Origin of the sequence: Pseudomonas sp. NBRC 111143 (assembly GCF_001320965.1) — a bacterium.
GTDB classification, from domain to species: domain Bacteria; phylum Pseudomonadota; class Gammaproteobacteria; order Pseudomonadales; family Pseudomonadaceae; genus Aquipseudomonas; species Aquipseudomonas machongensis.
In genome coordinates this window covers 1-25,158 of record NZ_BCBT01000034.1, presented here as the reverse complement: position 1 = coordinate 25,158, position 25,158 = coordinate 1, and the positions used below count along the sequence as shown (strand labels likewise).

Here is a 25,158-nt window from a genome sequence, read left to right as displayed (position 1 = left end):
ATGCTTATGAATCAGAAGCCCGCAGATCATCTGAACTGAGGGCTTCTTTGAGCGTAACCGGCGCCAGATCACTTGCGGATACGTTCCCGATGGCTAGTGGCGTTCAGCCGGCCTCCAATCTGCCAGATTGATTTCGATACCAAAGTGCCTTACATTTACGTGTAAAATACTGTCAGTATCCGGGAAGCCGAAATGCATTTCAGAGCCAAGCTGTTGTCCCTGTGCACCTCCTTCATCGTCCTCGCCGCCGCCCCATTCGCAGCGCACGCCGACACCTCAAAAGAAATTCTGATCGAAGCTGTGAAATCCGGACATGCATCCGCTGAGCTAACCGGTGACCAGGCTGACGTCTGGATGGCTCAAACCCATTCCCGTGAACCGATCATGGTGGAAGCCAAAGTCGTAGAGCAGTTGAAGCAGCCAGGCTGTGCTCGCGTAGCCATTCAGTTCACCCAGCAGATGGTACCGAAAGTCAATGGGGGGTCCGGACCACTTGAAGTTGGCTGGGGGATGAACGTCTGTGAGGACGGAGCGCCACCGGCAGACCCGAGTTTGTTCACTCAAGAACCGCAATCGGCGACCAAGGTCAACAAGGTCCAGTCCAAATGAAATCCAGAATCAATGGCCTGCTGACCTTGGCCGCGGCTCTCGTGCTGTCAACCACAGTTGTGGCTGATCCACACTCTGAGGGGACAGAGCTCGGCAAGGCAAACCTCAGTAAACTTTCCTCCAACGTGAGCTCATCCAATGCGAAGGCGATGCCTTTCTACACAGACACGCCATCGCAGTCTTCACAGTTCGGCAGCACATCACTATTCAACGTCGGTACCGCACGGATAAACACGTGCAAGACAGAGCCAGACGGCCCCGACCAGATCGCGAACCAAGAATGCGATGCTGTCAACTTCTTGGCAAAGAATCCCTACGAACGAGTCAAAGTTGATGTCGACGAGAACGACCCGATCATCAGCGGGATCGGTGAAATCATCAACAATGCCAAGCCAGGCGATATCACTGAAAACTGCGGTACCAAAACCACAACCACCCCGGACATCTACTCGACGGAGGTATGCAACGAGTACAACTTGAGCGAAGCAAAATATTGCTCAATGGGTCAAGTCGTTGATGTCGACACAAAGGCAAATTTTCAGTGCAATGTGACACACAACGCTATCGAGAACGTCACGTGTGACCGTTACCTCACCATGGCCTGCGAGCCGCCTATTGTAGGATGCGACAACGGAGGTATTGTGCCAGGAACCACACAATCCGACATGTACACTTCCTGGAAGCTGGCCAACTCTAACGGTACCTATGCGCTTCAGTTCGGCTCCATCGGTGACAACTACTGGCGCGATGGTATTTATCCGCGTTCGCTTGAGTTCGAAGTCAAAGACCCGACAATGCTCACCGAGTTTACGCTCGCATCCGTGTACTACGACGACTACATCCTGATCAAAATCAACGGTACTTATTTGTTCAGTGGTCCTTATGGCGGTACTGAGCTGTCCCTTTTCAGCAACGGCAAAGTTAACATCGGTGATGGAGTACAGCGCAACCGGGAGCTTGGTAAAAGCTGGGGGGCGAAACCAAACATCAATCTGATTCCTTACCTGGTGGCTGGTGTCAACAAGCTTGAAACGATCACAGCTGTAGGTGGCGGAGGCGAAACTTACATCACAATGTACGCTCGGATGCTGTGCAACGGCCCCTGCACCGAAACATGGACTGATCAATGTAGCGCGCTGAATGCTCGCGCTCAGTAGGGGTTATAACGGATGAGTATTAGAAACGTTTGGAAGAAACTGATTCCGCTAATGGTGTTAGTTTTTTTTGCAACCTTCTCCCATGCGGCTGACTGCCGTAAAACAGGGGAAACATGCGTAGAGGGCGCCGAAACCCGAAATATTGCGGGCAACTTAATCTACAAGGCTTGTTGGCGATATAGATCTACATACGAATGCGTGAAGCCTGACTCTGTTGATTATTGTGCCGCCATTTCGAAGGTCGCTGGCTGTTATCAAACCTCAACATCCTGCATTTCCACCGCTTGGAACGGCACGTGCCTGGTCGAGCAGCGAACTTATCGTTGCGACAATCCGGCCACACCAAAGCCGTCCGACACCATACAGTTGGACGACACCCATACGATTATCCGCGACGAGCTCGACACCAGCCAGTGCGACCCACTCGCTACAAACCCGCTGTGCTATATCGCGTCGCACACGTGCGTTGAGGGACCGGAAACCCGGGTCATCAACGGGTTGCCGGTCTATAAGGCATGCTGGAAATACAAGGACGACTATTCCTGCATCAACCCTGACAAAAAGAACGACTGCCAGCAATACGAGGACAAGGGCTGTAAGAAAATCGTCCAGACGTGCATCGAGAGTACCGATCCGATCGGCTGCGTTATGTCCCAGATCACCTATAGTTGTATTACCAAAAAGGGTGAGACGACCACCACCGAGGATTGCAGCACGAAAGTCTCCTGCTACGAGGGTGTCTGCTGGGACACCAGCTATCCATCTGATAGCGATTTCGCCAAAGCTGTTGCAGCTAAAGAGGCAGCTCGTGAAGCCGGTGTGTATGGTTCGGACGGCGAACTGTTTGGCGGTGAAGATGAATCCTGCCGAAAAGGGTACGGTGGTATTAAAAACTGCTGCGGTAAAAGTAGCGGAGCTGAAACCAACTTCTCCATTATGGGCCAGGCAGTCTCTACTGTCGGAGGAGGCCTAGCTAGCTATGGCTCGAAATACATGTATGACTTTGCGTACAACAACGTCGAGTGGGTAAAACAAGGTGCTTCTGCTTTGGGGGCGGCGGCGCCATCTGCGCCAACACTTAGCTTCAGTGTCTACGGCTTGAGCTATGCCGTCGGTGGAACCATCCCTGCCACAGGTATGCTTGGTGGCCCTGTTTATGGCCTTGGCGGCGGCTTTTACTTCGACCCGTACAGCTTTGCGATTGCTGTCGCAATTCAAGTAGTAATGGAGCTCAAGTCCTGCGAGCCAGAGGAGCAGCAACTTGGGATGCATCGTGGCGCAAACCTGTGTCACCTGGTCGGTAGCTACTGCTCTAAAAAAGTCTTTGGTGCATGCCTCGAAACCACTGAGGCGTACTGCTGCTACAACTCTGTGCTTGCAAAAATCATCAACGAACAGGGCAAGCCACAGATAGGGAAGGGCTGGGGAACACCCGAAAGCCCTAGTTGTGGCGGATTTACAGTGGAGGAGTTCCAGCAAATTGACTTCTCAGCACTCGACCTCTCCGAGTTCGTAGATGATGTCATGAATGCAACCGTTCTTCCTGAGGTCAAAAACATTCAGGATGACATCTCACAAAAAGCCAGCGACAACACATACAACTAAAACGGAAACCCTCTAGAGCCCCGCAAATTAGCGGGGCTTTTTTTTGGCTGGGTGTGTCCGGGCAACCGATTAATACACGGCCTTGTGAAGGAAAAGAGAATGGGGCTTAAGAGATGATTTACACGGACCTATAACTGCCAATCAGTTTTTTTCGCCGCCGTTTACAAACCCGTGTGGCACATCCCGTGAGTGTAAAGCTAACCCAAGACCCATTCAGGATTGGATCACACCGTCTCGGCCGTCGCCGTCCTGTGCTCTTTCTAATTCGCACTATTAAAGCGAACAACTGACTTAAGGATAAAAATTATGAATAAAATTATCGCATCTCTGCTGATCGTCACTACTGCTGCAATGTCTGGTTGCGCCTCGAACATGACGAACCGGGATTACTCCCAAGCAACTGCCATGCAGAAGATGAAGGTTGAACTCGGTGTCGTCGACTCTGTTCGTGATGTCAAAATCAATGGGAAGCCCTCGCCAATCGGCGGCATGGCTGGTGGTGCCTTGGGCGCTATCGCCGGCAGCAATGGCGGTGGTGGTCTGGGACAACTGGCCGTGATGGTCGTCGCAGGTGCAGTTGGCGCCGCCATTGGTGCTGCGGTCGACAAAAAAGCCCACGATGCTGATGGGGTCGAGATCACCGTTAAAATGACCAGTGACGGTAGCTTGCAGGCGGTCACCCAGGCAAAAGATCCAGCTGAAACCTTCGCCCCTGGTGATTCGGTTCGCTTGATCACAGGCCAAACCGGCGACTCTCGGGTCAGCCACTAATGTTCCACCCAGCCCTAGACGACATCATTCGTCTAGGGCTTTTTTGTGCCGGCACCGGAACCAAGCGAGTGCTATTTGATTCTCTTGAGTTATAGTTACGCGTGACTATTCATATTCGATCATCAACCGCGAAATCAGATTATGCATGACATAGGCCGCCTCACACGCCTGGGGTTCACATCGCTGCCCGAGTGCCTTCTGACGGTACCGAAGGAATACAGGGATTTTCACGACCCCATTGTGGTGCTTCCCTTGCCTGACACTGGCGAAGCCTCGTACATGGCGCTCACCCTAATCGAGCGATCGATCTACGATCGCACCGGTGCGCCCTTGCAAGAGGCCAAAGGGGCGTTCCGCGGATTCGTCAAAGTGGTCGACGGGCGAGGTCAGCGTCTGCACATCAGCTTGATTGGTAAGCCTTCGATCGAACCCTGGATGGCGTACGACTTTGGCGCGACGGTGCACACCTACGGCGAGGTGGTCACCTATGAGGGCCGTCCCTCCATGTCCAACCCAATGGTCATACCCCCTGCGATGATTGGACGGGTGATGCCCGTCTATCAGGGAAAGCAGAATCAGGTGAGTGCTGAAGTTCTTGGTGAGGCCATCACCGCAGCGATGGCACACATCAACGAGGCAGCCTGCCTGCTCCTAGAACAGGCCCTGATGCACGAAGATGACTTCCGGAAGCTGACAGGCCTTGTCGACCCTGCTGACTTGCTGCGTAACCTGCACACGCCTTTGTCAGTGCGTGAGGGAGACGAGGCGGTGAGGATTGCCAAGGCCGTATGCATACAGGCGCTTGTTAATCGCGTTGAGGCTCATCGCAACCGACCAGCAGTGAAAGGAGCCCTCCTCCGAATCGACCGAGTCCAGGTTGCTGATTTAATCAGGCGTGCTCCTTTCTCGCCGTCTGCCGACCAGCTTCAAGCCATCGACGAGATCGTGTCAGACCTCAGGTCGCCCTATCCGATGCAGCGTGTCCTGTCGGGTGATGTCAGTACGGGCAAGTCATTCACGTTCATGGTTCCAGCTGCGGCAAGCTACCTCGCGGGGGCAAAGGTTGCCATCATCGCGCCCGGGCAAATCTTGGCGCAGCAACTGGCGGCCGAGTTGAGCAGCCTCTTCTACGAAATCCCCGTTGTCACTGTTGTCGGTCCGGTGGGCAAGACCAATATTGACCTGTCTGCGGGAATCGTTGTCGGCACCACTGCTGTGCTTTCTGCCGCCAAAAAAGCGGGGATAGTCTTCGACCTGGTCATCGCTGACGAGCAGCAACGATTCTCTGTGGCGCAACGGCAGAAGCTCATCGCGCCCCATACCAACTTCCTTGAATCAACGGCAACCGCGATTCCCAGAACGGTTGCACTGGTCAAGCTCGGAGGCCTGCCAATCTCAATTCTGAGGACCACGCCGGTACCGCGGGAGATCGTAACAAGGATCATCACGCACAACGCTAGGCAGAAGTTGCATGATCTCGTTATGCAGATCATCAAGCAGGGCGGACAAGCAGCGTTCGTCTATCCCGTCGTCAATGGTGAGGCTGAAACTCGCAATGCCGTGGAAGCCGCCTACGAGCGATTCAGGAGGAGCTTGGGAGACGACGTAGGCCGGGTCCATGGGGGAATGACGGATGACGAAAAGACTGACGTCATAAACAAGATGAAGGCCGGGCAACTGAAACTTTTGGTCGCCTCCACTGTGATCGAGGTAGGCGTTACCTTCCCCGGTCTGACTTTGCTAGTTGCAGTGAGCCCCGAGCACTTTGGTGTGGCTCAGTTGCACCAGCTCCGTGGTCGGGTAGCTCGTAAGGGGGGGCGTGGGTTTTTCATCATGTATCTGCCGAGCCCCATCAAACAGTCAGCGTCATCGCGCTTGCGACTTTTGACAGCCTGCAATGATGGGTTCGTGCTCGCCGAGAAAGATGCGGAGAGTCGCGGCTATGGTGATCTGAGCCTAGAGGGTGAAAAGCAATCTGGTGCCAATCGACCGTTGTTCTTCGGTTTACGGCTAAGTCATGGTGAAATCATGGCTGGCGCAGTCAAAGCGGGCCTCATACCGGCTCAGGAATAGGACAGGGGGACAAATTGGCCGCGAAATCAACACCGCTCGCTGTCAAGGTAGCGATTTACCAGCGACTACTCTCCGGGGACATAGCCCGCGACGTCGGCCGCATGTATGTCATCAGTATGCCAACCGTTTTGAAGTACGCTAATGATGCGGTTGCGGAGCTGCGCCTGCTTGAAGCGGTCGAGAGCTCTCCCATCCTGGTGGGCTTCTTAAGCCGCACCGTTAAAATCCAGTGCTACCAGTATGTGGATGACGAGGTAGTACGAGACCTGATGGCCCCGATCCTGGAGCCCTACCTGGGCCAGGCTGAGAAAATCAACTTCGCAAGCCGGGAGAGCGCTGATCAGCCATTGTCGACCCGCGTAAGCCGTACAACTGAAGAAGATTTTCAAGCGATCGTAGCTGAGATGTCGCAGTCATCCCACCCAGGCCTTACATCGTCGGCACTCCTACGTGACATTGTTGAGGACTACATTGCCCGGTACAAAGCCAACGGCCGGCCCCTACCACCCACCTTGGTCCACCAATCACAGACGCCGGCGCCAGTTGAGCCTGCAGCCCCAGCCCTCGATGGCAAAGCTCTCATGAAGGACCTGCAGTGCGCTCTTCGTGAGCAATTGCAAAAGCATGGTATCGAACTGCCACAGGGTGACGATTGATTTTCTAATCACGTGTCAAGCATTCCCCTTCGTAAGGCAAAGGCATCGCCGATGCCGTCACTCAATAGAAGGGGATATCCATGGGTCTCGCTCAAGCGCAGCTTCCTGCAACGTCCAAAGTCTCGATGCGTCACATTTACCTCTATACCCATCTGCTGATCGCGGAAGCGAACAAGCTGGGGCGACGGGTGCGTGTCATCTGGGCCAACATTAAAACTGCTTCGATTGGCCCGGATCAAAAGGTTGCTGGTGGGTTACTTCTGACCTTGCCTCTGACCGCTGCCATGGGTACTGATGAAGATCTCGAATTGATCCAAGGTCTACTCGACCATGAAATTCTCTGCCACGGCCTGCACACGGACTTTTCTGTTTTGATGAAGCCAGATATCTCCGGAACACTGCTGAACGTTCTAGAGGATCCCCGCGGCGAGCTATTGGCAAAGCCCCGCTTTCGTGGTGCCAACGCGAATATTCACAACACCTTAAAGATCCTGGTGAAAAGAGGAGTTTTTCACGGTCCAGTCGCTGGCCAAGAAACACCTCAGTCAATTCTCGTTGCCTGGTTGGTCACTGAGCTTCGTAGTGAGCTCCTTGAACAAACCTGTCTGAAGGACTTCGCTATCGCGTATCGCGCACTGGCTATTGCAACGTTCGGTGCACCTTTGGTTGAGCAAGTGAAGGCGATTGCTGTAAAGGGCTGCAATGCATCAGACACTCAGGGTGCGAACCTTGCAGCGAATGAGATTGTGGATCTACTCCAACTGACTAAGGACCAACAGAAGAGCCCCCCGCAACAAGGATCTGGTAGCCACAACCCGCAAGGTGAACCTGGTTCTCCGGGGCAACCAGGTAGTAATGGCCAACCCAGTACTCCCGGTAACATCTCCGACGCCATAAACCAAGTGCTGAACGCGAGCCAGATTGATTGTGGAAGCTATGCAAAAGGGTTAGAAGATGTCATCTGTTCCAGCCTGCCTGGCGTGAGTCAGAATCGGTTGGGAGGCTATCAGCCAGACGCCTCAAACGAGATGAAGGAATTGAGTCTTTCAAAGTCTGGTGGCTCATTTGAAAATCGTAGCCTTCTTCGGGCTGGCGCTCAGAAGACAGCTGCAATACTCTCAGCGACTTTCGAGGAACTCATAGAAACAATCACCCAAAATGAAGTATGGGCTGCAAGTGAAGGAAGGCTCAACACTCGAAAACTTTGGCGATACGCAGTGGGAGACGACCTAATCTGCACCAGAAGAAAGCAAGCGGAGGAGATTGACACCTGTTTCTACCTTTTGGGTGACGAAAGCTCTTCCATGGACAATAAATTTGGACCAATTCCAAAGAAGGATGAGAGTGACGATCGGATCTCAGCACAGGAAGCTTGCAACCGGGTTTCGGTGGCAGTAGGTGAAGTTTTGAATAACTCGGCCATTCCATTTGGAATTGCTACCTACAACACAGTAGTTCGTGAATGGCATGGGTTTGAAGAGAGCTGGGCCGGTACATTGCAACGGTACAGCCCTGAGCCCAAAAATGGTACGAAAACTCACCTTGCTGTGGTCTGGGCGCTCAAGAAACTCATCGATCGACCGGAGGCCCGCAGAATTCTGATTGTGGTTACTGACGGGGATCCTGGGAATAGCGATGTGCTGCGTTCAGCCGTTGATGAAGCAATGCTGATGGGCATCGAAGTACGCTTCGTCCTGATCGGTGATGGGTACCATAAACGCTACGCTGACCTGGGTTTGGCCTGTGGAGTGGCACAATCCGACAAAGACCTCGCGACAGCCGTTTTTGCAGCGTTGAAGCAGGGTATCGTATAGAGCCAAAACGAAAGACCAGCCGGACTCCTTGGAGTCCGGTTTTTTATGTTTCTACTCGCGTGTTAGGCATCCCCTTGTACCAGGCCTTCGCAAGAGGCCATCCATTGCCTACTGGGGATTTGACCATGACTGCTTTCCAACACATCAACGACCCGCAACTCGACGCTGGAATCGACACCCTCAATCCAATTGAAGTCCGTTTAGCACCAGAGGTTTTCGGTACAACAGCACCATTTTTCAATGGAATGCAGACCAAGATCTTTGCTGAAACACGCTTCACACCAAAAATCGTACCTTACAGCTTCGACGATGAATTGCTTACGCGCCTGATCCTTTGGGCAGCTTCAGCAGGACTTCCACAGGACTTTTTCAAGGCATCCATCAAGAAAGCGACCTACATCTACGGGCCAACCGGCGCCGGCAAAACCACGTTAGTCGAGGCCTTTGCGTCCCGTACGGGCAGGTCGGTTTTCACCGTTCAATGTTCCGAGGAAACCACTCTTTCTGACCTCTTCGGCAGTTGGAAATTGTGCGGCCCCGAAGGCATGAAGTGGATCTATGGGAAGGTGTGCCAATGGGCTAAAACCCCCAACTCCATCCTGCTCTTGGATGAGTTCGATCAGTTACCACCACAGATCCAGATGGGTCTCAACGGTATTCTGGATGGCAAGCCGATCTTTCTTGATCAGACCAACGAAGTGATCCCGATTGCTCCTGGATGCTTGATCGCTGCTACTGGCAACACAAACGGCCAAGGGTCTGCTGGCGGCAAAGGCGGTAGCGCTACTGGCTACAGGGGTACCAAGAAAATGAACATCGCGACGATGGACCGCTTCAATTCGATGTTCTGCACCTACATGGAGGAGGGTCGTGAAGCCAACCTCATTGTAGACCAGACGAATACTGATCCACTGGTTGCAAAATCCATGGCAACCCTGGCAGCCAAAGTTCGGGCGAACTTCATCGCTCTCAACGAGGATGCTGGGGCAGGGGGGATGGCCTTCAACTTCACCATTACAACCCGTAATGTGCTGAACTGGGCGATGAACTACAAGCTCCTCATGCAGATGGGCAAAACGACTGAAGAAAGCCAGAAGCTTGCTCTGCAAGTGACAGTTCTGGACTTCGCACCGCACGATGAGGCTGCTGCGATCCTGAGCACCTGGTCGACGATCGTCGGAAAAGTCTAACGCTTCACCATACCCCGGCTCGCCGGGGTTTTTTCGTTTATGGGTGCCTGTGAGGCATCTCCTGTCACTGGGTCTTTCGCAAGGGACCCGCTCTTTCAATTTCAGGAGAACCACCATGAGCACTACCAAGCAAACCGATGAATTGGGCATCAGCATCCTTCAGGATGTAGTGCTTTTTGACGTCATCATTGGTGGAAGCACCGGTGAGAAAACTGTAGATGGGGATGACTTCATCCGCGAGGTCGGGCGCATGCTGCCGTCGGGCGCATTCGCTTGGGTTAACAAATACCGATCGGAAGCCAAGCGAGAAATCCTTAAAGTAGGGGTTTCTCGAAAGGTAAACAATCGTATCCGCGGATACTTTGTACCCACCCAACACGCAGACGAGCTTGCAAAAGTGCTGCATGCGATCAAAGGAAAATATCTGGTTGAAAAGGCTTCCTTCCTAAACACTTTACCGGACCTGGTGGAGAAGTGGGCTAGCTCTCCTGCAAACGCGGTTACAACACCAGGTGGTAAATCCCGTGCAGATTTGATCCGCCAGCATGCTCCACAGGCACAAGTGCTCGAAAGACTGTTGACCTTTGACACTTCGGCGATTCGTATCAGCAACACCAGCTACTTTGGCGAAGAAGATGCACTTCAAACGGAAGTTAAAGGCTTAGTCGGCCAGGCCGCTTTGGAGATCGCGGTAGATGTAAATCGCTCCTGGACTCGCAAGGGCAACGGCAAAACGACGTCGAGAATCCTGGGTTTGATCCGTCGGGTTCAGGACAAAGCTGAAGCTATGAGCGTTCTTTCAAGCAAATTCTCTAACTTGGAGAAAATGTGTGCATCGGTGTTGGCTGCTGTTCCGAGCGGACCGAGCATTGAAGGGGTTGCTTACATCCAAGTATCTGGCTTGTTGTCCTTCTGCATGGATCCTGAAAAAATCCTTGGAGAACATGCCACCGAGTTTGATCCTTTGAATGTATCGGCTTCTGATTCAGCGCCGGCTGTTGCTGACGATAACGTCTTCTTCAGTAGCTCAGCATCTGCAACTATTCATCCTCAAGCAGAACAAAATGAAGTTACCATCGTTCCTGAGGTCTCTGTGATTCCGCCACTTCCAACTGGTCGCAAGACAGAGGAGAACCTCTTCTTTGCGGCTGAACCTGAAAAAACCCTGGTAGAGCCTGAAAAGGTTGTGCCATCGGACACCACCTCGCAGCCACCATCGGCTCCGTTCATCTTCTAACCCAAAAAAAACCCCGGTCAATGACCGGGGTTTCTTTATTCCCGCAAATTAAGCCACCGGCGGCGGTTGCACACCAGGCAGCTCGATTTCGGCCTTAGCCAACAGCTGGCGCCCAGAGAGCTGCTCATACAGCAACACCATGGTCATGCGAACGGAGAGAGGCGTTTGCGCCCATTCATCCGGCTTCGGGATATAGCCCGCCCAGGTAGGATCACTACCCATCTTCTCGATCGACAGCCAGAGCTGCTCATCAAGATCTTTCTTGTACACAAAATCTTCTGGCGTGAAGAAATCAGCCAGGTTGTAAACCTGGATGAGGGGGAGGCCAAGGAATTCAGCCACCATTTGCAGCTTTTCCTTACCCAGCGATCGTATCTGGCGGTTCCCGTTAGCCAGGGAGTTCCAGTAGATGACCGTGATACCCATGACATCGGCAATTGCACGATCAGGTAGTCCACGATCGATGATCACCTTTTTGATCATCTTGACGAGGCGAGAGCCCGGCATAGTGTTCCGAGTTTCGACTGCTGCATGTCCCTTATCTTCTGGTACTGCTGTTTTGGCCTTGGCAGAAGCACGAGGCCTCTTAGGCGTAGCAGCCTGAGGGGCTTGCGTTTTTGCAGTAGGCTTTTTAGCTACCGGCTTCGCCGCAGCTTTTGCAGCTGGTTTTGCTGGTGCTTTGGCGGGCGCTTGAGACCGCCGTCCTGTCGATTCACTTGCGGTCTTGTCGCTAGCTTTGGGCATTGTGCGGCTCCAGGTTGGTCGCGGCGTCTAACACGATTCAGGACGCTCCCTAAACAAATAAAGCAGAGAAATCCAGTATAAATTTAAAAAAGATTCTACACAGTTAACAACAAGATTCAAATCTCTTGTTCCGGTGGAAAAAGAGACTTTTGGGCTGGATGTGCCCCCTTGCAGGTAGCTCTGTGACCGCCAAGCACGCGACAAGTGCATTTTGATTCGCCTTGTATTATTGGTACGTGTTGCGTATTCTTGAGAAAACCAAGCCATTCACGTATCGAGGTACTCAATGCTGCCCCAGGACGCAAAGCGGAAGCCTGACTCCTATTCGTATCCAAACGGGATGCTCAACTCTGGCTACATCGCCGGCGTCCTGCGGTTGAATGATCCGGTCAAGGGGATCTGCTACATCCAGCAGACCCGGGCGGAAAACCACATGCTTCCCATCCACTACGATCCCAAGAAGTCGCCGATCCCCAAGGACATCAAGGAGTGGGACCTCATCATGGCGTTCGTTCACACCGATGGCGCCATCGAGGGTGATAACCGTATTGCACGGGTGAAGAGCATCCGATTCGAAGCTCCAAACCTGATGCACCTTGGAGGGCGTTTTCGAGACGACTTCATGCGGAAATGGGATGTAGCCGTGCACGCAGCGGCAAAGGACTCCGGTACTCCGGATTCTGTGGCACAGCTGGAGAGTCTACCCAGCGCTGGCACAGAAGACCGTCTCAACTCGTTCGATTGGAAGGCAATGGATCTCAACAAGAACGCCTCGAACCAGATCCGTATCGCAGGCTTCATTCAAACCAAGTCGCTGGAACGCAACCGCAAACATCCCGTAGACGGTACTCCAATCAACGACCGCCTGGTCGTGCTGATTCGGCAGTCGAAGGACACCGATGCCTGCATCCCTGTTCGTTGGTACGGCCGTAATCTGCAGCCGCTGTCTGAGAAACTCGCCCGCGGCATGCCTATCATCGTCAACGGCGAATTCCGTATGGACGTAAAGGCAATCTCCCTGCCGGATGGTGAAACAGGGATCGCCGAAGTGTCCAAAATTCCGTTCATTCAGGCCAAGGACATGCCAGGCCCTGTGCTCCCGGACTCTGGCCACATCAAGATCGTGCCAAGCTGGGCGGCTGAGCTCTTCAAGGGCCACGGTACCCAGGCGCCGCAGCCGAAACAAGGAGATGCAGAGCGCAGCGCCATGTTCGCCTCGGCCTTTGGTTCCGACTCGGCAAGCACGCCTGCAACTCCAGGTGAGCAACAAGACGCATAGCAGCGGCCGCCTCACCTCGTTCTGTGAAGCCATCGAGATCCAGCACTGGAGTCGATGGCTTTTTTGTTTCTCACCCAGCAGCCGTCTGGCTAGGCCGGCAGCTTGGAAGAAATGTAATTCTGCACTGGAAGGCTAGTCCGCATGGGCAAGACACTGATCATCACTGAAAAAGCAACCGTAGCGGTCTCAATCGCGCAAGCGGTCGGAGGATTCAGCAAGGTGGAATCATGGCTGGAGAGCGAGAACGCTATTCTTGCCCCCGCTGCCGGCCACCTGGTTGAAATCCATTCAGAGGAAATGGCCAAGGGAGGGCGGGACATCGGCAATCTGCCTGTGATCCCAGATCAATTCGACCTGAGGGTCATTGAGCCAAAGGCCAAGTTCTATAACGTGCTGCAACGCCTAATGCGTCGGCCTGACGTCACCGCTGTTGCGAACGCGTGCGATGCCGGCCGCGAGGGCGAGCTCATATTCAGGCTCATCTACAAAATGGCTGGATGCACAAAGCCAATGCTTCGGATGTGGATGAGATCCATGGTCGATGACGCTATCCGGCAGGCGTACAAGAACATGCAGCCAGGCGCAGATTTCGACAACCTCGCCATGGCAGCAGAGATCAGAAGCGAAGGCGACTTTATCGTCGGCATCAACGCGAGCCGGGGTATCTCACGCCTCTATGAGCGAGAGACTGCTAAAGCCGAGATATTCCCGCTTGGCCGCGTGCAGACCCCAACGCTGTCCTTGGTTTGTGCTTTGGAGCTGGCAATTTTGACCTTCCGGCCCATGCCCTATTGGGAGGTTCACGGGAGCTTTGGGGTTGCTGCTGGTAAATACACCGGCAAGTGGTTGGCACCACAGACGACTGAGCAGAAGGGTGGCTCCCAGCACCGGATCATGGATCGAGCAAAAGCCGATGCTTTGATCAGCAAGTGCTCTGGAGTCGCACCGAGCAGTGTGGTGGATGAAGTCAAGCCGGCCCAGACGGGCCCTGGCAAGCTGTACGACCTCACCTCGCTGCAGCGAGAGGCGAACCGCAAGCTTGGGTTTTCTGCAGCATACACACTGGAGATTGCCCAGAAACTTTACCTGGAGCTCAGCCTCACTACTTACCCGCGGACTGACTCTGCCTACCTTCCCGATGACGCAATCAACGACACGAAGAAGGTCATGGGAATGTTTGCTGGAACCCCCTATGCAGATCACGCGCAGCGCGTGCTCGATGAAGGCTGGGTACGACCCAACAAGAAGATTTTTGACTCGACGAAGGTGTCGGACCACTTCGCTATCATTCCAACCGGAAAGCGAGCTGGGGACCTGGAGCCGGACGTTCAAAAAATCTATGACATGATCGTCAAGCGCTTCATTGCCGTGTTCCATCCAGCAGCTGAGTATTCGGTGACTGTCCGGCTTACGACGGTGGCTGACGAGCTCTTCAGGTCGACAGGTCGTGTGCTTGTGTCCCCAGGTTGGATGGTGGTTTACGGAGCCGGGATCGTCGAGGACGTAACCGATCAAAATGGTGACTCCGACGACAAGAAAGAGCTCGCACGGTACGTCAAAGGAGAGTCAGTCACTCCGCTGGGCATGGAGCTGAAGATGCTCAAAACCAAGCCTCCAGAACGGTACACCGAGGACACGTTGCTGGGCGCGATGGAGACGGCAGGGCGCCTGGTAGAGGATGAGGACCTTCGTGAGGCGATGAAGGAGCGGGGGCTGGGTACACCGGTCACGCGCTCTGCAATGATCGAATCGCTCCAATCCACCAAGGACGGCGCAGGCCGAAAAAAAGAGCCCTATCTCATCCAGCAGAAGAAGTACTTTGCTCCCAGCGCAAAGGGGATGACTGTCTACCGTTTCCTGGTCGACAACGGCATCGATGCCCTTACGTCGCCAGTTCTCACCGGGGAATGGGAGCACAAGCTCCGTCAGATGGAAAAGGGGGCGTACAAGCGTGACGCTTTCAAATCCGAGCTTGCAGAGTTGACCACGGAAATCCTCGACTCCATCAAGAAAAAATACGCAGGTGTCCAGGTCAAGAAGCTTGGCGCTCTCTGCCCCACCTGCGGCGGCGCAGTTGAGATCCAGGCCCGAACGTTCATGTGCGAGCGGCAGTGCGGATTTTCCATATGGCGGGAGATTGCCAGTCGCATGCTGAAAGTATCGGAAGCAGAAACCTTGCTCCGGGACAAGGTAGTGCTTGGGCTCAAGGGCTTTGTCAATCCGAAGAAATCCACCAAGTTCGAGGCCGGGCTGAAGCTGCTCGACACAGGCAAGGTCGAGTTTTACTTCGACCCGACGGCGAATACCCGGGACTCCAAAGGTAATGTCGTTTCCTGCCCGAAATGCCAAGGCGGCATGCGCAAAATCAAAGTCCCCAAAGGGCACTTCTGGGCCTGCGTTGATCGAGAGCAGTGCAATCACACCATGAACGATCGCGACGGCGACCCAGTGGAGCGGCCGAAGTCATTTCCATGTGACCTCTGCGGCAAACCCATGTACCTGCGGAACGCTGAAAAGTCTCCTTTCTGGGGTTGCAGTGGCTTTGTGAAGGGGGGCGGTGGGTGCTCCAACACATTAAAGGACAATAACGGGGCCCCGGTTCCGAAGGAACAACCAGCCAGTTCAGACGGGGCGCCGTCACCTACGGTCCAAACAGACAGCGGAGCTTTCCTGTGAACGCCAACAACAAGGTCATTCGCGCAACGGCCATCGTGTTCGGTTTCTGGTGGCTTCTGCTTACGGCCCGAGCCTTTGGCGGTTCTCCCATGGAGTTTTTAGAGAACTGGCCTCTGGTGGGCTATAACGTCTCACACTGGATCCTGGGCGTTGTTTCCGGTCTGATCATCGGTGTCTGGTTTATCTGGTTCACCAGGTTGTCAGCACTGAACAAGCTATACGCCGGCAAGAAAGGAAACATCCTCAACGGCGCCCGATCGACGCTCGGCAAGGTTCCCATGCCCACCTCAGCGCTACCTCGCATCGAGGTAGCGTCAAAGCGTCTCCCCATCGGCAGTGAAAAAGTGCTGGCTTGGGTTGCTGCCAATGAGAAGAAGTGGCCGGCACATGTAGCGTTTTTCTGGGCTATTTGGGACACCTATTCCGCACATGCGCACTTCCCTGCATCGCATCGCAAGGGGGGGCACGGAAATCGTCGGCTTTGGGAGCATTGTCTGGCCGTGGCAGATACCGCACTGGAGGATGCTGGCGCATACGTATTCGACGGGGTTTATGTAAAGGCCAGGGGCAAGCCCAAATTCAAAATCATTGACCTGAAAAACAAGGAATATCGGTTTGACGCCACTGATCCGCTGATCCCCATTCTGGGCCTGGCGCATGACATCGGTAAGCTGGAAGCCTATGAGCTCCTACCCGACGGCAGTGTTAAGACCCAGGAGGAGGTTGGAGCGCTCACACCGCAGGATGACAACCGGATCCAGCACGATGCCCTGGGTGCGAGAATTCTTGCACGCTTCCCGGAATACTGGGCCTTACCTGCACGCGATCGACAAGCAGTGAACCTGGTCATCGCCCACTACCACCACCCAAGCGATTTCCCGGTTGACCGCAATGGCCTCAGCCTGGACGACCGCATGACGGCGCTCATGGAGTTCCTGATCCTGGTTGACAAAAAGACCGGCATGGTCGAGTCGAGCATCACCGAGACGCTGAGTGATCACGAGATCTCAGAAGACGAGTCCAATGCCATTTATCACAGCTTCGTCGAGATCATGACGGAGTACGGCAGAGTTAACGGCACCGGTGACCAGGCCAAAGATTCCACGCTGAAGATTGCTCAGAAACACGATGGACTGATCGTCATCCGGGAAAAGGACCTTCGATCTCTCATCTTGGCCAAAATGGGCTGGTCGTTGGAGGAGGGTGATGGTCGGTACCGAATGACCCTCAATCTTATGACGACGCTCCAAGAGAAGGGGCTGCTGTACTCGCGACATAATCACGCCGACATGAGCCGATTTTTGCCGATGTACTCGGTATCGTTGCGCAACGCACAAACGGGTGCTCACCTCACGACCTGGGAACCTTGCATTATTGTCGTGCCAGTTGCCACCACCCCCGAGCTTGCGGGCCTCAGTGGATTACCCAACATGGGTACTAAGCTGGATATCGAGCGCCCATTGTTCACGCACAATCTGGGAATCACTGAAGCAGATGCGCTTCGGGAGATCGTTGCCCGTGGTTTCAGTGCTGAAATCGCCGCGAAGATGAACATCGCCGGCAAGCAAGAAGTGAAGCCACAACCAGCACCAGCACCAGCACCAGCACCAGCACCAGCACCAGCACCAGCACCAGCACCAGCACCAGCACCAGCACCAGCACCACAAGTTCGGGCTGATGAAGGATTTAGTCAACCCATAGCTGATACCGCGAGTGTTCCTCAACCTAATGCTCCAACAGTCGACTCAACCGAGCACGCAACATCTGCGCTCGCCGGCGCTGCAAGCGGTGATTCCGAGCAAAGTGACGTTCCAGGGACGCAATCCGGTATCTCCGCTGAAGCGCTAGCGGCGCAGGATGATGACCCGCTCATGAGTGGTGGTGCAGATGACGACTTGCTAGATGAGGACCTGCAGAGCTTGTCGATTAGCTCGTTCGGTCCCGGGCAGGAGGTGGAACTGGAGGAAGATTTTCTCGCCATAGAACCTGGGCACTCAGGGAGCGATGACGTCGATGATGTGGATGATGTGTTCGGCGCATTCGCGCCCAGTGAATCCTCGATCGTGGACACAGCCGAGCAAAGCGTGAATTCAACTGCAGGAGAAGAAGGGCCGGGCGCTTCGCTCATACACAATGATGGTGATCTAGGCGTACCGGCGCCGGCACCTGTGGCGGTAGCCATACCTGATCCTGATGCAACCCCAACGAAAAGGATAAGCCCTGCTGCCGAATCCGCAGCGCTCAGGGCTCTTGAAGAGGCAGGCGCCAACTTCACTGCATTCGTTGCACCAAGGAAGAAAAAGCCAGGCCCTGCTGAGCAGCTAGAGGGTATCCGCGCAGCAGTAAAAGCGGAAGAAATACCGATTTGTGGGACAAGAGATGGGTTTGATTACGTGTTGGAGTCAGACCTGATGGTCTACGACCCAAAACTGAAATTGAGCACGCTGATTCGGGCGGGGAAGTTGCCTACCGTCGAGCCTAAGCCAGGCGTGGTAATGGTGGGCATTCCGATGGCGCCGATGCAGCTGGACCTTTGACGAGCTGCCGGCTCTGATCATGACTCCCTGGCTGACATCAAGAAAGCCAGGGAGCCATGATCAGTCGTAGGTCTGAGCGTACTGCTTTTCGGTCAAACGGCTCAGCAGTTTGAAATAATTTGCTCGCGTCGACTGATCAAATACGTCGGTTTGAACTGAGAGCATGTCCAACGCAGCTGCATCCTCTCCTTTGCCCGAAGTGAAAGGAAGTGGAGCTGTGGCATAAAACACATTGCCGTTACTAGCCTGGGCCGCATCCAAGACGGCTTTAACTTCCAGGTAGCGCGGGTAACGAGTAGCAGTAAGGAAATCCCCATCATAAACGTCGAGCTCGCCTGATTGGTCCTCGACCAACACAGCCATCAATGGCCAGTTGTTTTCGGAGCCATCCTTGCGCGAACCGCCCGTATCTGGGCTAGCAAAAAAGATGACCTTACGAAAGGTGTTGGTGGCAAACACCTGCAGAAGCGCTGCCTCGTTAGATGCACTGTCCGTGCATGTCTTGCGGTTAGCCATAAAAAGTCCTCATCTAAAGTAGCACCACGCGGTGCGTTATTGGGGTTTGGGGAGCAATGGAACCAAAAACCAACGTAAGCCCTACCAACGCTTTTCGGTGTCTTCTTCCCAGGCGCCCATCTCGACAAAACAGTTGCGCATGTCGGCCTCCTGGCTGATCTCGGTCAGCAGGTCATGCACGCTCTTGTCCAGCTCATCGTCGCTCCGATACGGAATGGTCAACTCATAGTGGCCGGCATCCAGCCGCTTCATGCCATAGGGCTCCAGGCAGTAGCGCTCAATGTTCTCCGTGGCCCGCTTCCGGCCGCGCACGAACTTGCTGTTATTCACCACCGCGAGGCGCAGGGTGACGGTGGCCACCCGCTCGGCGGCGGGCGGCTCTGCCGGCGACGCGGCCGAAGGCTGCTGGTCGCGTGACCTGGCGCTCTTCTGGTACGCGCCGATCTCGACACCACGGTGGCGCAGGTAGCTGTACAGCGTGCTCTTGGAGATGTGCAGCTTCTCGCCGATCGCGCTGACGCTCAGGCGACCTTCGCGGTAGAGGGTTTCGGCCGCCATGGCGGTGGCCTCAGCCTTGGCTGGCAGGCCCTTGGGACGGCCACCGATCCGGCCACGCGCCCGTGCGGCCGACAGACCCGCCTGAGTCCGCTCGCGGATCAGCTCGCGCTCGAACTCCGCCAGCGAGGCGAACAGGTTGAACACCAGGCGGCCTTGGGCGTGGGTGGTGTCGATGGGGTCATTCAGGCTCTGTAAGCCGACCTTGCGCTCTGCCAGCTCGCCGACCAACTCGACCAGGTGCTTGAGGGAACGCCCAAGGCGATCCAGCTTCCAGATCACCACGGCATCACCCGGCCGCACGTTGGCCAGCAGTTTGTCCAACTCCGGCCGGGCGCTTTTCGCGCCGCTGGCGATGTCTTGGTAGATGCGTTCGCACCCGGCCTGTTTCAGGGCATCGACTTGTAGGTCGGCTTTCTGATCCCGAGTGCTCACTCGCGCATAACCGATCTTCATCAAAAGTACTGTTTACTCGACTACGTTAGTAATAGTTGAACTTTGATTAAGCGTACCAGTTATTTGAACCGTAGCGCGGGGAGCTTAACGAACCGAGCCATTCCTCGATAGAGTTCGGCAAAACCTTCGTTTTGTCGAACCATTGCATCGCCCTTTGTGATTGGCGTATAAACACACAAACACCTATTAGCGGAGAACGCTATGAATACCATTCGCTGGAATGTCGCCGTCTCGGCCGACACCGACCAGTCGCTTCGGATGTTTCTGGCCAGCCAGGGCGGCGGCCGTAAGGGCGACCTGTCGCGCTTCATCGAAGAAGCGGTACGGGCACACATCCTGGAGCTGAGCGCTGAGCAGGCCAAGGCCGCTAACGCCCATCTGAGTGAGGCAGAATTGACCAACGCGGTTGACGAAGCGCTCGACTGGGCACGTAAGCGCTGATGCGGGTCGTGTTGGATACCAACATCCTGTTCAGCGCCCTGATCTCGCCACATGGCGCGCCCGATGCGATCTACCGTGCCTGGCGGGCGGCGCGTTTCGAGGTGGTGACCTCGCGGATGCAACTCGATGAAATTCGTCGAGCCAGCCGCTATCCCAAGCTTCAGGCCATCCTACAGCCCGCCAAGGTGGGCGCCATGATCAATAACCTGCAACGGGCTGTGGTACTGGAGCGCCTGACCATTGAGGTCGAAGCCGATGATCCGGATGACTCGTTTTTGCTGGCCATGGCCTTGGCGGGCGATGCGGACTACCTGGTAACCGGTGATCGCCGCGCCGGCCTGCTGCAACGCGGGCACATCGAACGCACGCGGATCGTCACGCCCGCCGTGTTCTGCGTCGAGGTGCTGTGATCAATGCCGGTCGGTTTTCTGACTCAAGAGCAACGCGACGGTTTTGGCCGCTATGTTGATTCGCCCAGCCGTGAAGAGCTGGAACGTTACTTCCACCTGAGCGATGAAGACCGTGAAGCCATCCAGGTGCTGCGGGGTAACCATAACCGTCTGGGTTATGCCGTTCTGCTGACCACCGTCCGCTTCGTTGGCGTTCTGCCGGACAAGCCCGCCGCCGTGCCGGTGGAAGTCCTGCAGGTGCTTTGCCGACAACTGGCGATTCCAGACCCCGACTGCCTCCAGCGCTATAGCGATCATCGCCGCTGGATACATGCCACCGATATTCAGAACCGCTTTGGCTATCGTCATTTCACCGATCCGGGCATCGGCTTTCGCTTGAGCCGCTGGCTGTATGCCCTCTGCTGGACGGGCACCGACCGGCCGGGAGTGCTGTTTGAGCGAGCCACCTCGTGGCTGTTCACACAGAAAGTCCTCCTGCCTGGTGTGTCTCAACTAGAGCGCTTTATCGCCCAGTTGCGCAGTCGGGTCGAAGAACGCCTCTGGTTTACGCTGGGCCGCAGCGTGACTGAGGAACAGCGATTGCAACTGCAAGACTTGCTGACGGTGGCCGAAGGCAACCGCAGCTCCCGGCTGGATCAATTGCGCTCCGGCCCGGTCATGGTCAGTGGCCCCGCGTTGATTCGGGCACTGCGCCGGCTCGATGACGTGCGCGGCATCGGCATCACCTTGCCGGCGGCGGCGCACATCCCTCCCAGCCGTATCGCCGCCCTGGCCCGCTTCGCCAACACGGCCAAGGTCACCGCGATTAATCGGCTGCCGGCGTCGCGGCGGATGGCGACACTGGTGGCCTTCGCACTCTGCCTGGAGGCGACTGCGCACGACGACGCACTGGAAGTCCTGGAGGCCTTGCTGCGCGACCTGTTCAGCAACGCGGAGAAGGCCGACAAGAAAGCCCGCATGCGCAGCCTGAAAGACCTGGATCGGTCGGCCGCGACGCTCGCCGCCGCGTGCAAGGTCGTGCTGGACAGCTCGATCAGCGATGACAACGTGCGCGCCCGGCTGTTCAACGACCTGCCGAGGACCACCCTGGAAAAGGCCCTGGAAGAGGTCAACGCGCTGATCCGCCCGGTAGATGACGTCTATTTTCTTGCATTGGAAGCGCGCTACCGCAGCGTGCGCCGCTTCCTGCCCGACCTGCTCAAGCACATCCGCTTCGGCTTCAGCCCGGCCGGCAAGGGCGTGGCGGCTAGTCTGGAGTGGCTGCAACTGAACCTGCCGCGCCGGAAGCCAGAGGATGACGCGCCGCAGGAGATCGTGGCCAAGGCTTGGCAGAAGCACATCACCCGCGAAGATGGCTCCCTCGACATGGGTGCCTATGTGTTCTGCACGCTCGATGCGCTGCGCACGGCCCTGCGCCGCCGCGATGTCTTCGTCTCGCCCAGTTGGCGCTATGCCGACCCGCGTCTTGGCCTGCTCGACGGTGCCGAATGGCTGGCGGCGCGACCGATCATCTGCCGGTCACTGGGCCTGACCATCGACGCCAAAACCACCCTGGACGCCTTGTCCGTCGAGCTGGATGCAACCTGGCTGGCAGTAGCCGCGCGCCTGCCCGACAACCCGGCGATTCAACTGAGCGAGAACACCGAGGGCAAGACCGAACTGTCGCTCGGGGCGCTGGACAAGCTGGACGAGCCCTGCTCGTTGCTGCAACTGCGGGCGGCCGTGTCTGACCTGATGCCGCGTGTCGATCTGCCGGAAATCCTCTTGGAAATCGCCGCCCGCACTGGCTTTTCCGAGGCCTTCACCCATGTCTCCGAACGCAATGCACGCGCCGACAACCTGGTCACCAGCCTCTGCGCGGTGCTGTTGGGCGGGGCCTGCAACACCGGCCTGGAGCCCTTGATCCGCACCGACAACCCGGCGCTGCGCCGTGACCGGCTGTCCTGGGTCAGCCAGAATTATATCCGCGACGACACCCTGTCAGCGGCTAACGCCATCCTGGTCGGAGCGCAAAGCCAACTGGAACTGGCCCAAGTCTGGGGTGGCGGCGAGGTCGCCTCCGCCGATGGCATGCGCTTCGTCGTACCGGTGCGCACCGTGCATGCCGGCCCCAATCCGAAGTATTTCGGCACCGGCCGGGGTGTCACCTGGTACAACCTGATTTCCGACCAATTCTCCGGCCTCAACGCCATCACCGTGCCCGGCACGCTGCGCGACAGCCTGGTGTTGCTGGCGGTCGTGCTGGAACAGCAGACCGAGTTGCAGCCGACGCAAATCATGACCGACACCGGGGCCTACAGCGATGTGGTGTTCGGGCTCTTCCGCCTACTTGGCTACCACTTCAGTCCGCGGCTGGCCGATGTCGGCGGTACCCGCTTCTGGCGCACGCGCCCGGACGCGGACTACGGCAAGCTCAACGGGCTGGCCCGCCAGTCGGTCAAACTCGACCTGATCGCCGAGCACTGGGACGACCTGCTGCGCCTGGCCGGCTCGCTCAAACTCGGCCGGGTGCCGGCGACTGGCATCATGCGCACGCTGCAAACGGGAGATAGACCCACCCGGCTGGCCCAGGCGCTGGCCGAATTCGGGCGGATCGAAAAGACTCTGCACACGTTGACCTATATCGACGACGAGTCCAAGCGCCGCGCCACCCTGACCCAGTTGAACCGAGGCGAAGGCCGGCACAGCCTGGCCCGCGCCGTGTTCCACGGCAAACGCGGCGAGCTCCGCCAGCGCTACCGCGAAGGCCAGGAAGACCAGCTCGGTGCTCTGGGCCTGGTGGTGAACATCATCGTGCTGTGGAACACCCTCTACATGACGGCGGCCGTGGAACGGCTCAAGCAGCACGGCTATCCAGTGCTGGAAGAGGATTTGGCCCGGCTATCGCCGCTGATCTACGAGCACATCAACATGCTCGGGCGGTATTCCTTTGCGGTACCGGAAGAAGTTGCGCGCGGCGAGCTGCGGCCACTGCGTAATCCAGACGACGACCTGTGATCCCCCTAAACGCTATGAGCAACACCCAAGCTGCTGCTGGATCGGCGGGCACTTCACCGAGCCGAACGAACAGAAAACGCAGCAATCCCCTGGGTTGGGGCGCAGCAGCGCCTTGCAGTTGCTGCACTCGTAATAGAACTGGCAGGCGTCCGTGGGCATGGTTTCCGGCTTGGCGAAGCCGCAGCGCGGGCAAGTCAGCACGGACTCAAGGACAATGGCGCTCATCGTGACCTCACTTCTGCACTGTGGAGGGGTATCCCGCGTTCGCGGTCGCCTCAGTCAGTGCCTCGGGCTGGGCCTTATCGGGATCGTAGGTGACGGTCGCCGTCTTCTGGTCGAAATTGACCTGGACGTCACTCACGCCGGACACCTTCTCCAGCGACTTCTTGACCGTGATCGGACAGAGTCCGCACGTCATGTTCTGCACGTCGAGCGTGACGGTTTTCGGGGGAGCCGCCAGCGCCACGAAGGGCAAGGCGAAAAGCACGGCGATCAGCAGTTTGCGCATGGTTAATCTCCTTCAGTAGAACAGCGGGGCGAGCCACGGCACGGCCAATAGGCCGAGCAGCAGCACGCTGACGATCCAGAACACGAGTCGCTGTCGCACGAGCGTGCGCGGATCGGCGCAGGGTGTACCTGGCGTACAAACCTGTGGCACCAGGTAGAGCTTGCGGAATGCCAATCCCAGGAACAGTAGAGTCAACCCGATGAAGAGGGGGCGTAGTGGCTCCATCATGGTCAGAGCGCCCACCCACGTACCGCCGACACCGAGTGCCAACAGCACCAGTGGCCCGACACAGCACACCGACGCACCGATGGCGGTCAGCGAACTCGCGACCAGCGAGCCTTTCCCGGTGAGTTGCATCCCCATTCCCATCTCCTGAGCCTGATTGCCTAGGTGCTATTCTAAACTCCGTACCAAAGTACGGAATCAAGGAGAAAGTGATGGCCACAGAGCTGACCATTGGCAAGCTGGCAGACGCCGCCGGGGTGAACGTCGAGACGATCCGCTACTACCAGCGACGCGGGCTGCTGGATGAACCAGCCAAACCCTTGGGTGGCCATCGGCGCTATCCGGTGGACATGGTGAAGCGACTGCGTTTCATCAAGCGGGCTCAGGCGCTGGGTTTCACGCTCTCGGAAGTCGGTGGACTGCTGACGCTGGATGAGTCGTGCGCCTGTGCCGAAACGCGAGCACGGGCTGCACGCAAGCTCGCGTTGATCGAGCAGAAGATGGCCGACTTGGTCGTCATGCAGCAACTGTTAGGCGAACTGGTGCAGCAATGTGATGCGGGAGACGGCGGAACGATCTGCCCGATCATCGAGGCACTGATCAGAGAGTAATGCCTGGCGGGTGAGCTGGAGATCGGAAAGCCCCTTTACGGTGGGATTCAGAGCTTACGTTGGTTTTTGGTTCCATTGCTCCCCAAACCCC

At 56.3% G+C, this 25,158-nt stretch carries 22 protein-coding genes; 16 read left to right on the top strand and 6 right to left on the bottom strand.

What is annotated here, in order from left to right:
- The first annotated feature begins 192 nt into the window (after nt 1–192).
- From APH44_RS18260 to APH44_RS18220, 9 genes are all read left to right on the top strand, one after another.
- The gene (locus tag APH44_RS18260; RefSeq protein ID WP_023383803.1) at nt 193–609 is read left to right on the top strand and encodes a hypothetical protein; all 417 of its coding nucleotides are present in this window, start codon (nt 193–195) and stop codon (nt 607–609) included.
- Nucleotides 606–1,766, top strand: a complete 1,161-nt coding sequence (locus APH44_RS18255; protein ID WP_041925803.1) for a hypothetical protein — start codon at nt 606–608, stop codon at nt 1,764–1,766. The genes APH44_RS18260 and APH44_RS18255 overlap by 4 nt, the downstream gene beginning before the upstream one ends.
- A gap of 12 nt (nt 1,767–1,778) precedes the next feature.
- On the top strand, nt 1,779–3,371 hold the full coding sequence (locus APH44_RS18250; protein WP_217989949.1) for a conjugal transfer protein TraN: 1,593 nt from the start codon (nt 1,779–1,781) through the stop codon (nt 3,369–3,371).
- A 306-nt stretch (nt 3,372–3,677) separates the two neighbouring features.
- Nucleotides 3,678–4,142 (top strand): membrane protein, encoded by a 465-nt coding sequence (locus tag APH44_RS18245; protein WP_041925804.1) that lies wholly within the window; start codon nt 3,678–3,680, stop codon nt 4,140–4,142.
- Nucleotides 4,143–4,421: 279 nt separating this feature from the next.
- Nucleotides 4,422–6,215 (top strand): helicase-related protein, encoded by a 1,794-nt coding sequence (locus APH44_RS18240; protein WP_224459422.1) that lies wholly within the window; start codon nt 4,422–4,424, stop codon nt 6,213–6,215.
- A 14-nt stretch (nt 6,216–6,229) separates the two neighbouring features.
- A complete protein-coding gene (locus tag APH44_RS18235) occupies nt 6,230–6,871 on the top strand; it encodes a hypothetical protein (protein ID WP_023383808.1) in 642 nt (213 codons plus the stop codon).
- Between the two features lie 80 nt (nt 6,872–6,951).
- Entirely contained in the window at nt 6,952–8,685 is a 1,734-nt protein-coding gene (locus tag APH44_RS18230) for a VWA domain-containing protein (RefSeq protein ID WP_023383809.1), read from the top strand.
- Between the two features lie 125 nt (nt 8,686–8,810).
- The gene (locus APH44_RS18225) at nt 8,811–9,875 is read left to right on the top strand and encodes an AAA family ATPase (RefSeq protein ID WP_023383810.1); all 1,065 of its coding nucleotides are present in this window, start codon (nt 8,811–8,813) and stop codon (nt 9,873–9,875) included.
- A 115-nt stretch (nt 9,876–9,990) separates the two neighbouring features.
- Nucleotides 9,991–11,112 carry a DUF3150 domain-containing protein gene (locus APH44_RS18220; protein WP_054893903.1) on the top strand — a complete coding sequence of 374 codons (1,122 nt, stop codon included), beginning with the start codon at nt 9,991–9,993 and terminating at the stop codon, nt 11,110–11,112.
- Between the two features lie 48 nt (nt 11,113–11,160).
- Here the strand turns inward: APH44_RS18220 and APH44_RS18215 are convergent, their stop codons facing one another.
- Nucleotides 11,161–11,856 carry an XRE family transcriptional regulator gene (locus tag APH44_RS18215; RefSeq protein ID WP_224459423.1) on the bottom strand — a complete coding sequence of 232 codons (696 nt, stop codon included), beginning with the start codon at nt 11,854–11,856 and terminating at the stop codon, nt 11,161–11,163.
- Nucleotides 11,857–12,142: 286 nt separating this feature from the next.
- Between APH44_RS18215 and APH44_RS18210 the strand changes: the two genes are divergently transcribed.
- The 3 genes from APH44_RS18210 to APH44_RS18200 all read left to right on the top strand — a co-directional run bounded on the left by APH44_RS18210 (nt 12,143) and on the right by APH44_RS18200 (nt 18,348).
- A complete protein-coding gene (locus tag APH44_RS18210) occupies nt 12,143–13,135 on the top strand; it encodes a hypothetical protein (RefSeq protein ID WP_054893902.1) in 993 nt (330 codons plus the stop codon).
- 141 nt (nt 13,136–13,276) lie between these two features.
- Nucleotides 13,277–15,811: a DNA topoisomerase gene (locus APH44_RS18205; protein ID WP_023383812.1), complete on the top strand. Its 2,535-nt coding sequence runs from the start codon at nt 13,277–13,279 to the stop codon at nt 15,809–15,811.
- A complete protein-coding gene (locus tag APH44_RS18200; protein WP_054893901.1) occupies nt 15,808–18,348 on the top strand; it encodes a hypothetical protein in 2,541 nt (846 codons plus the stop codon). The genes APH44_RS18205 and APH44_RS18200 overlap by 4 nt, the downstream gene beginning before the upstream one ends.
- Before the next feature lie 60 nt (nt 18,349–18,408).
- Here the strand turns inward: APH44_RS18200 and APH44_RS18195 are convergent, their stop codons facing one another.
- Nucleotides 18,409–18,864, bottom strand: a complete 456-nt coding sequence (locus tag APH44_RS18195; protein ID WP_023383814.1) for a hypothetical protein — start codon at nt 18,862–18,864, stop codon at nt 18,409–18,411.
- A gap of 81 nt (nt 18,865–18,945) precedes the next feature.
- The gene (locus tag APH44_RS18190; RefSeq protein WP_003150544.1) at nt 18,946–19,875 is read right to left on the bottom strand and encodes a recombinase family protein; all 930 of its coding nucleotides are present in this window, start codon (nt 19,873–19,875) and stop codon (nt 18,946–18,948) included.
- A gap of 201 nt (nt 19,876–20,076) precedes the next feature.
- On the opposite strand from APH44_RS18190, the gene APH44_RS18185 reads away from it, so the two are divergent.
- The 3 genes from APH44_RS18185 to APH44_RS18175 are packed head-to-tail and all read left to right on the top strand — an operon-like array spanning nt 20,077 to nt 23,723.
- On the top strand, nt 20,077–20,316 hold the full coding sequence (locus APH44_RS18185; protein ID WP_003089107.1) for a ribbon-helix-helix domain-containing protein: 240 nt from the start codon (nt 20,077–20,079) through the stop codon (nt 20,314–20,316).
- A complete protein-coding gene (locus tag APH44_RS18180; RefSeq protein ID WP_003150546.1) occupies nt 20,316–20,726 on the top strand; it encodes a putative toxin-antitoxin system toxin component, PIN family in 411 nt (136 codons plus the stop codon). Before APH44_RS18185 ends, APH44_RS18180 begins: the two co-directional genes overlap by 1 nt.
- A gap of 3 nt (nt 20,727–20,729) precedes the next feature.
- Nucleotides 20,730–23,723, top strand: coding sequence for a Tn3 family transposase (locus APH44_RS18175; RefSeq protein WP_003299771.1), 2,994 nt, complete (start codon nt 20,730–20,732; stop codon nt 23,721–23,723).
- Nucleotides 23,724–23,735: 12 nt separating this feature from the next.
- On the opposite strand, the gene APH44_RS30445 is transcribed toward APH44_RS18175, so the two are convergent.
- From APH44_RS30445 to APH44_RS18160, 3 genes are read right to left on the bottom strand one after another with little or no spacing between them, the layout of a single operon-like run.
- On the bottom strand, nt 23,736–23,948 hold the full coding sequence (locus tag APH44_RS30445; protein WP_003089113.1) for a GDCCVxC domain-containing (seleno)protein: 213 nt from the start codon (nt 23,946–23,948) through the stop codon (nt 23,736–23,738).
- A 7-nt stretch (nt 23,949–23,955) separates the two neighbouring features.
- Nucleotides 23,956–24,231 (bottom strand): mercury resistance system periplasmic binding protein MerP, encoded by a 276-nt coding sequence (gene merP, locus APH44_RS18165; protein ID WP_003150552.1) that lies wholly within the window; start codon nt 24,229–24,231, stop codon nt 23,956–23,958.
- A 12-nt stretch (nt 24,232–24,243) separates the two neighbouring features.
- The gene (locus tag APH44_RS18160; protein WP_003089115.1) at nt 24,244–24,594 is read right to left on the bottom strand and encodes a mercuric transporter MerT family protein; all 351 of its coding nucleotides are present in this window, start codon (nt 24,592–24,594) and stop codon (nt 24,244–24,246) included.
- 74 nt (nt 24,595–24,668) lie between these two features.
- On the opposite strand from APH44_RS18160, the gene merR reads away from it, so the two are divergent.
- Entirely contained in the window at nt 24,669–25,067 is a 399-nt protein-coding gene (gene merR / locus APH44_RS18155; protein ID WP_003089120.1) for an Hg(II)-responsive transcriptional regulator, read from the top strand.
- The last annotated feature ends 91 nt before the right edge of the window (nt 25,068–25,158 follow it).

Coding starts and splice junctions, on each gene's coding strand:
- APH44_RS18215 (WP_224459423.1), bottom strand. CDS start 11,856: ATGCCCAAAGCTAGCGACAAGACCGCAAGTGAATCGACAGGACGGCGG.
- APH44_RS18175 (WP_003299771.1), top strand. CDS start 20,730: ATGCCGGTCGGTTTTCTGACTCAAGAGCAACGCGACGGTTTTGGCCGC.
- APH44_RS18230 (WP_023383809.1), top strand. CDS start 6,952: ATGGGTCTCGCTCAAGCGCAGCTTCCTGCAACGTCCAAAGTCTCGATG.
- APH44_RS18225 (WP_023383810.1), top strand. CDS start 8,811: ATGACTGCTTTCCAACACATCAACGACCCGCAACTCGACGCTGGAATC.
- APH44_RS30445 (WP_003089113.1), bottom strand. CDS start 23,948: ATGAGCGCCATTGTCCTTGAGTCCGTGCTGACTTGCCCGCGCTGCGGC.
- APH44_RS18210 (WP_054893902.1), top strand. CDS start 12,143: ATGCTGCCCCAGGACGCAAAGCGGAAGCCTGACTCCTATTCGTATCCA.
- APH44_RS18190 (WP_003150544.1), bottom strand. CDS start 19,875: ATGAAGATCGGTTATGCGCGAGTGAGCACTCGGGATCAGAAAGCCGAC.
- APH44_RS18260 (WP_023383803.1), top strand. CDS start 193: ATGCATTTCAGAGCCAAGCTGTTGTCCCTGTGCACCTCCTTCATCGTC.
- merR (WP_003089120.1), top strand. CDS start 24,669: ATGGCCACAGAGCTGACCATTGGCAAGCTGGCAGACGCCGCCGGGGTG.
- APH44_RS18220 (WP_054893903.1), top strand. CDS start 9,991: ATGAGCACTACCAAGCAAACCGATGAATTGGGCATCAGCATCCTTCAG.
- APH44_RS18240 (WP_224459422.1), top strand. CDS start 4,422: ATGGCGCTCACCCTAATCGAGCGATCGATCTACGATCGCACCGGTGCG.
- APH44_RS18250 (WP_217989949.1), top strand. CDS start 1,779: ATGAGTATTAGAAACGTTTGGAAGAAACTGATTCCGCTAATGGTGTTA.
- APH44_RS18185 (WP_003089107.1), top strand. CDS start 20,077: ATGAATACCATTCGCTGGAATGTCGCCGTCTCGGCCGACACCGACCAG.
- APH44_RS18195 (WP_023383814.1), bottom strand. CDS start 18,864: ATGGCTAACCGCAAGACATGCACGGACAGTGCATCTAACGAGGCAGCG.
- APH44_RS18255 (WP_041925803.1), top strand. CDS start 606: ATGAAATCCAGAATCAATGGCCTGCTGACCTTGGCCGCGGCTCTCGTG.
- APH44_RS18180 (WP_003150546.1), top strand. CDS start 20,316: ATGCGGGTCGTGTTGGATACCAACATCCTGTTCAGCGCCCTGATCTCG.
- APH44_RS18205 (WP_023383812.1), top strand. CDS start 13,277: ATGGGCAAGACACTGATCATCACTGAAAAAGCAACCGTAGCGGTCTCA.
- merP (WP_003150552.1), bottom strand. CDS start 24,231: ATGCGCAAACTGCTGATCGCCGTGCTTTTCGCCTTGCCCTTCGTGGCG.
- APH44_RS18160 (WP_003089115.1), bottom strand. CDS start 24,594: ATGGGGATGCAACTCACCGGGAAAGGCTCGCTGGTCGCGAGTTCGCTG.
- APH44_RS18245 (WP_041925804.1), top strand. CDS start 3,678: ATGAATAAAATTATCGCATCTCTGCTGATCGTCACTACTGCTGCAATG.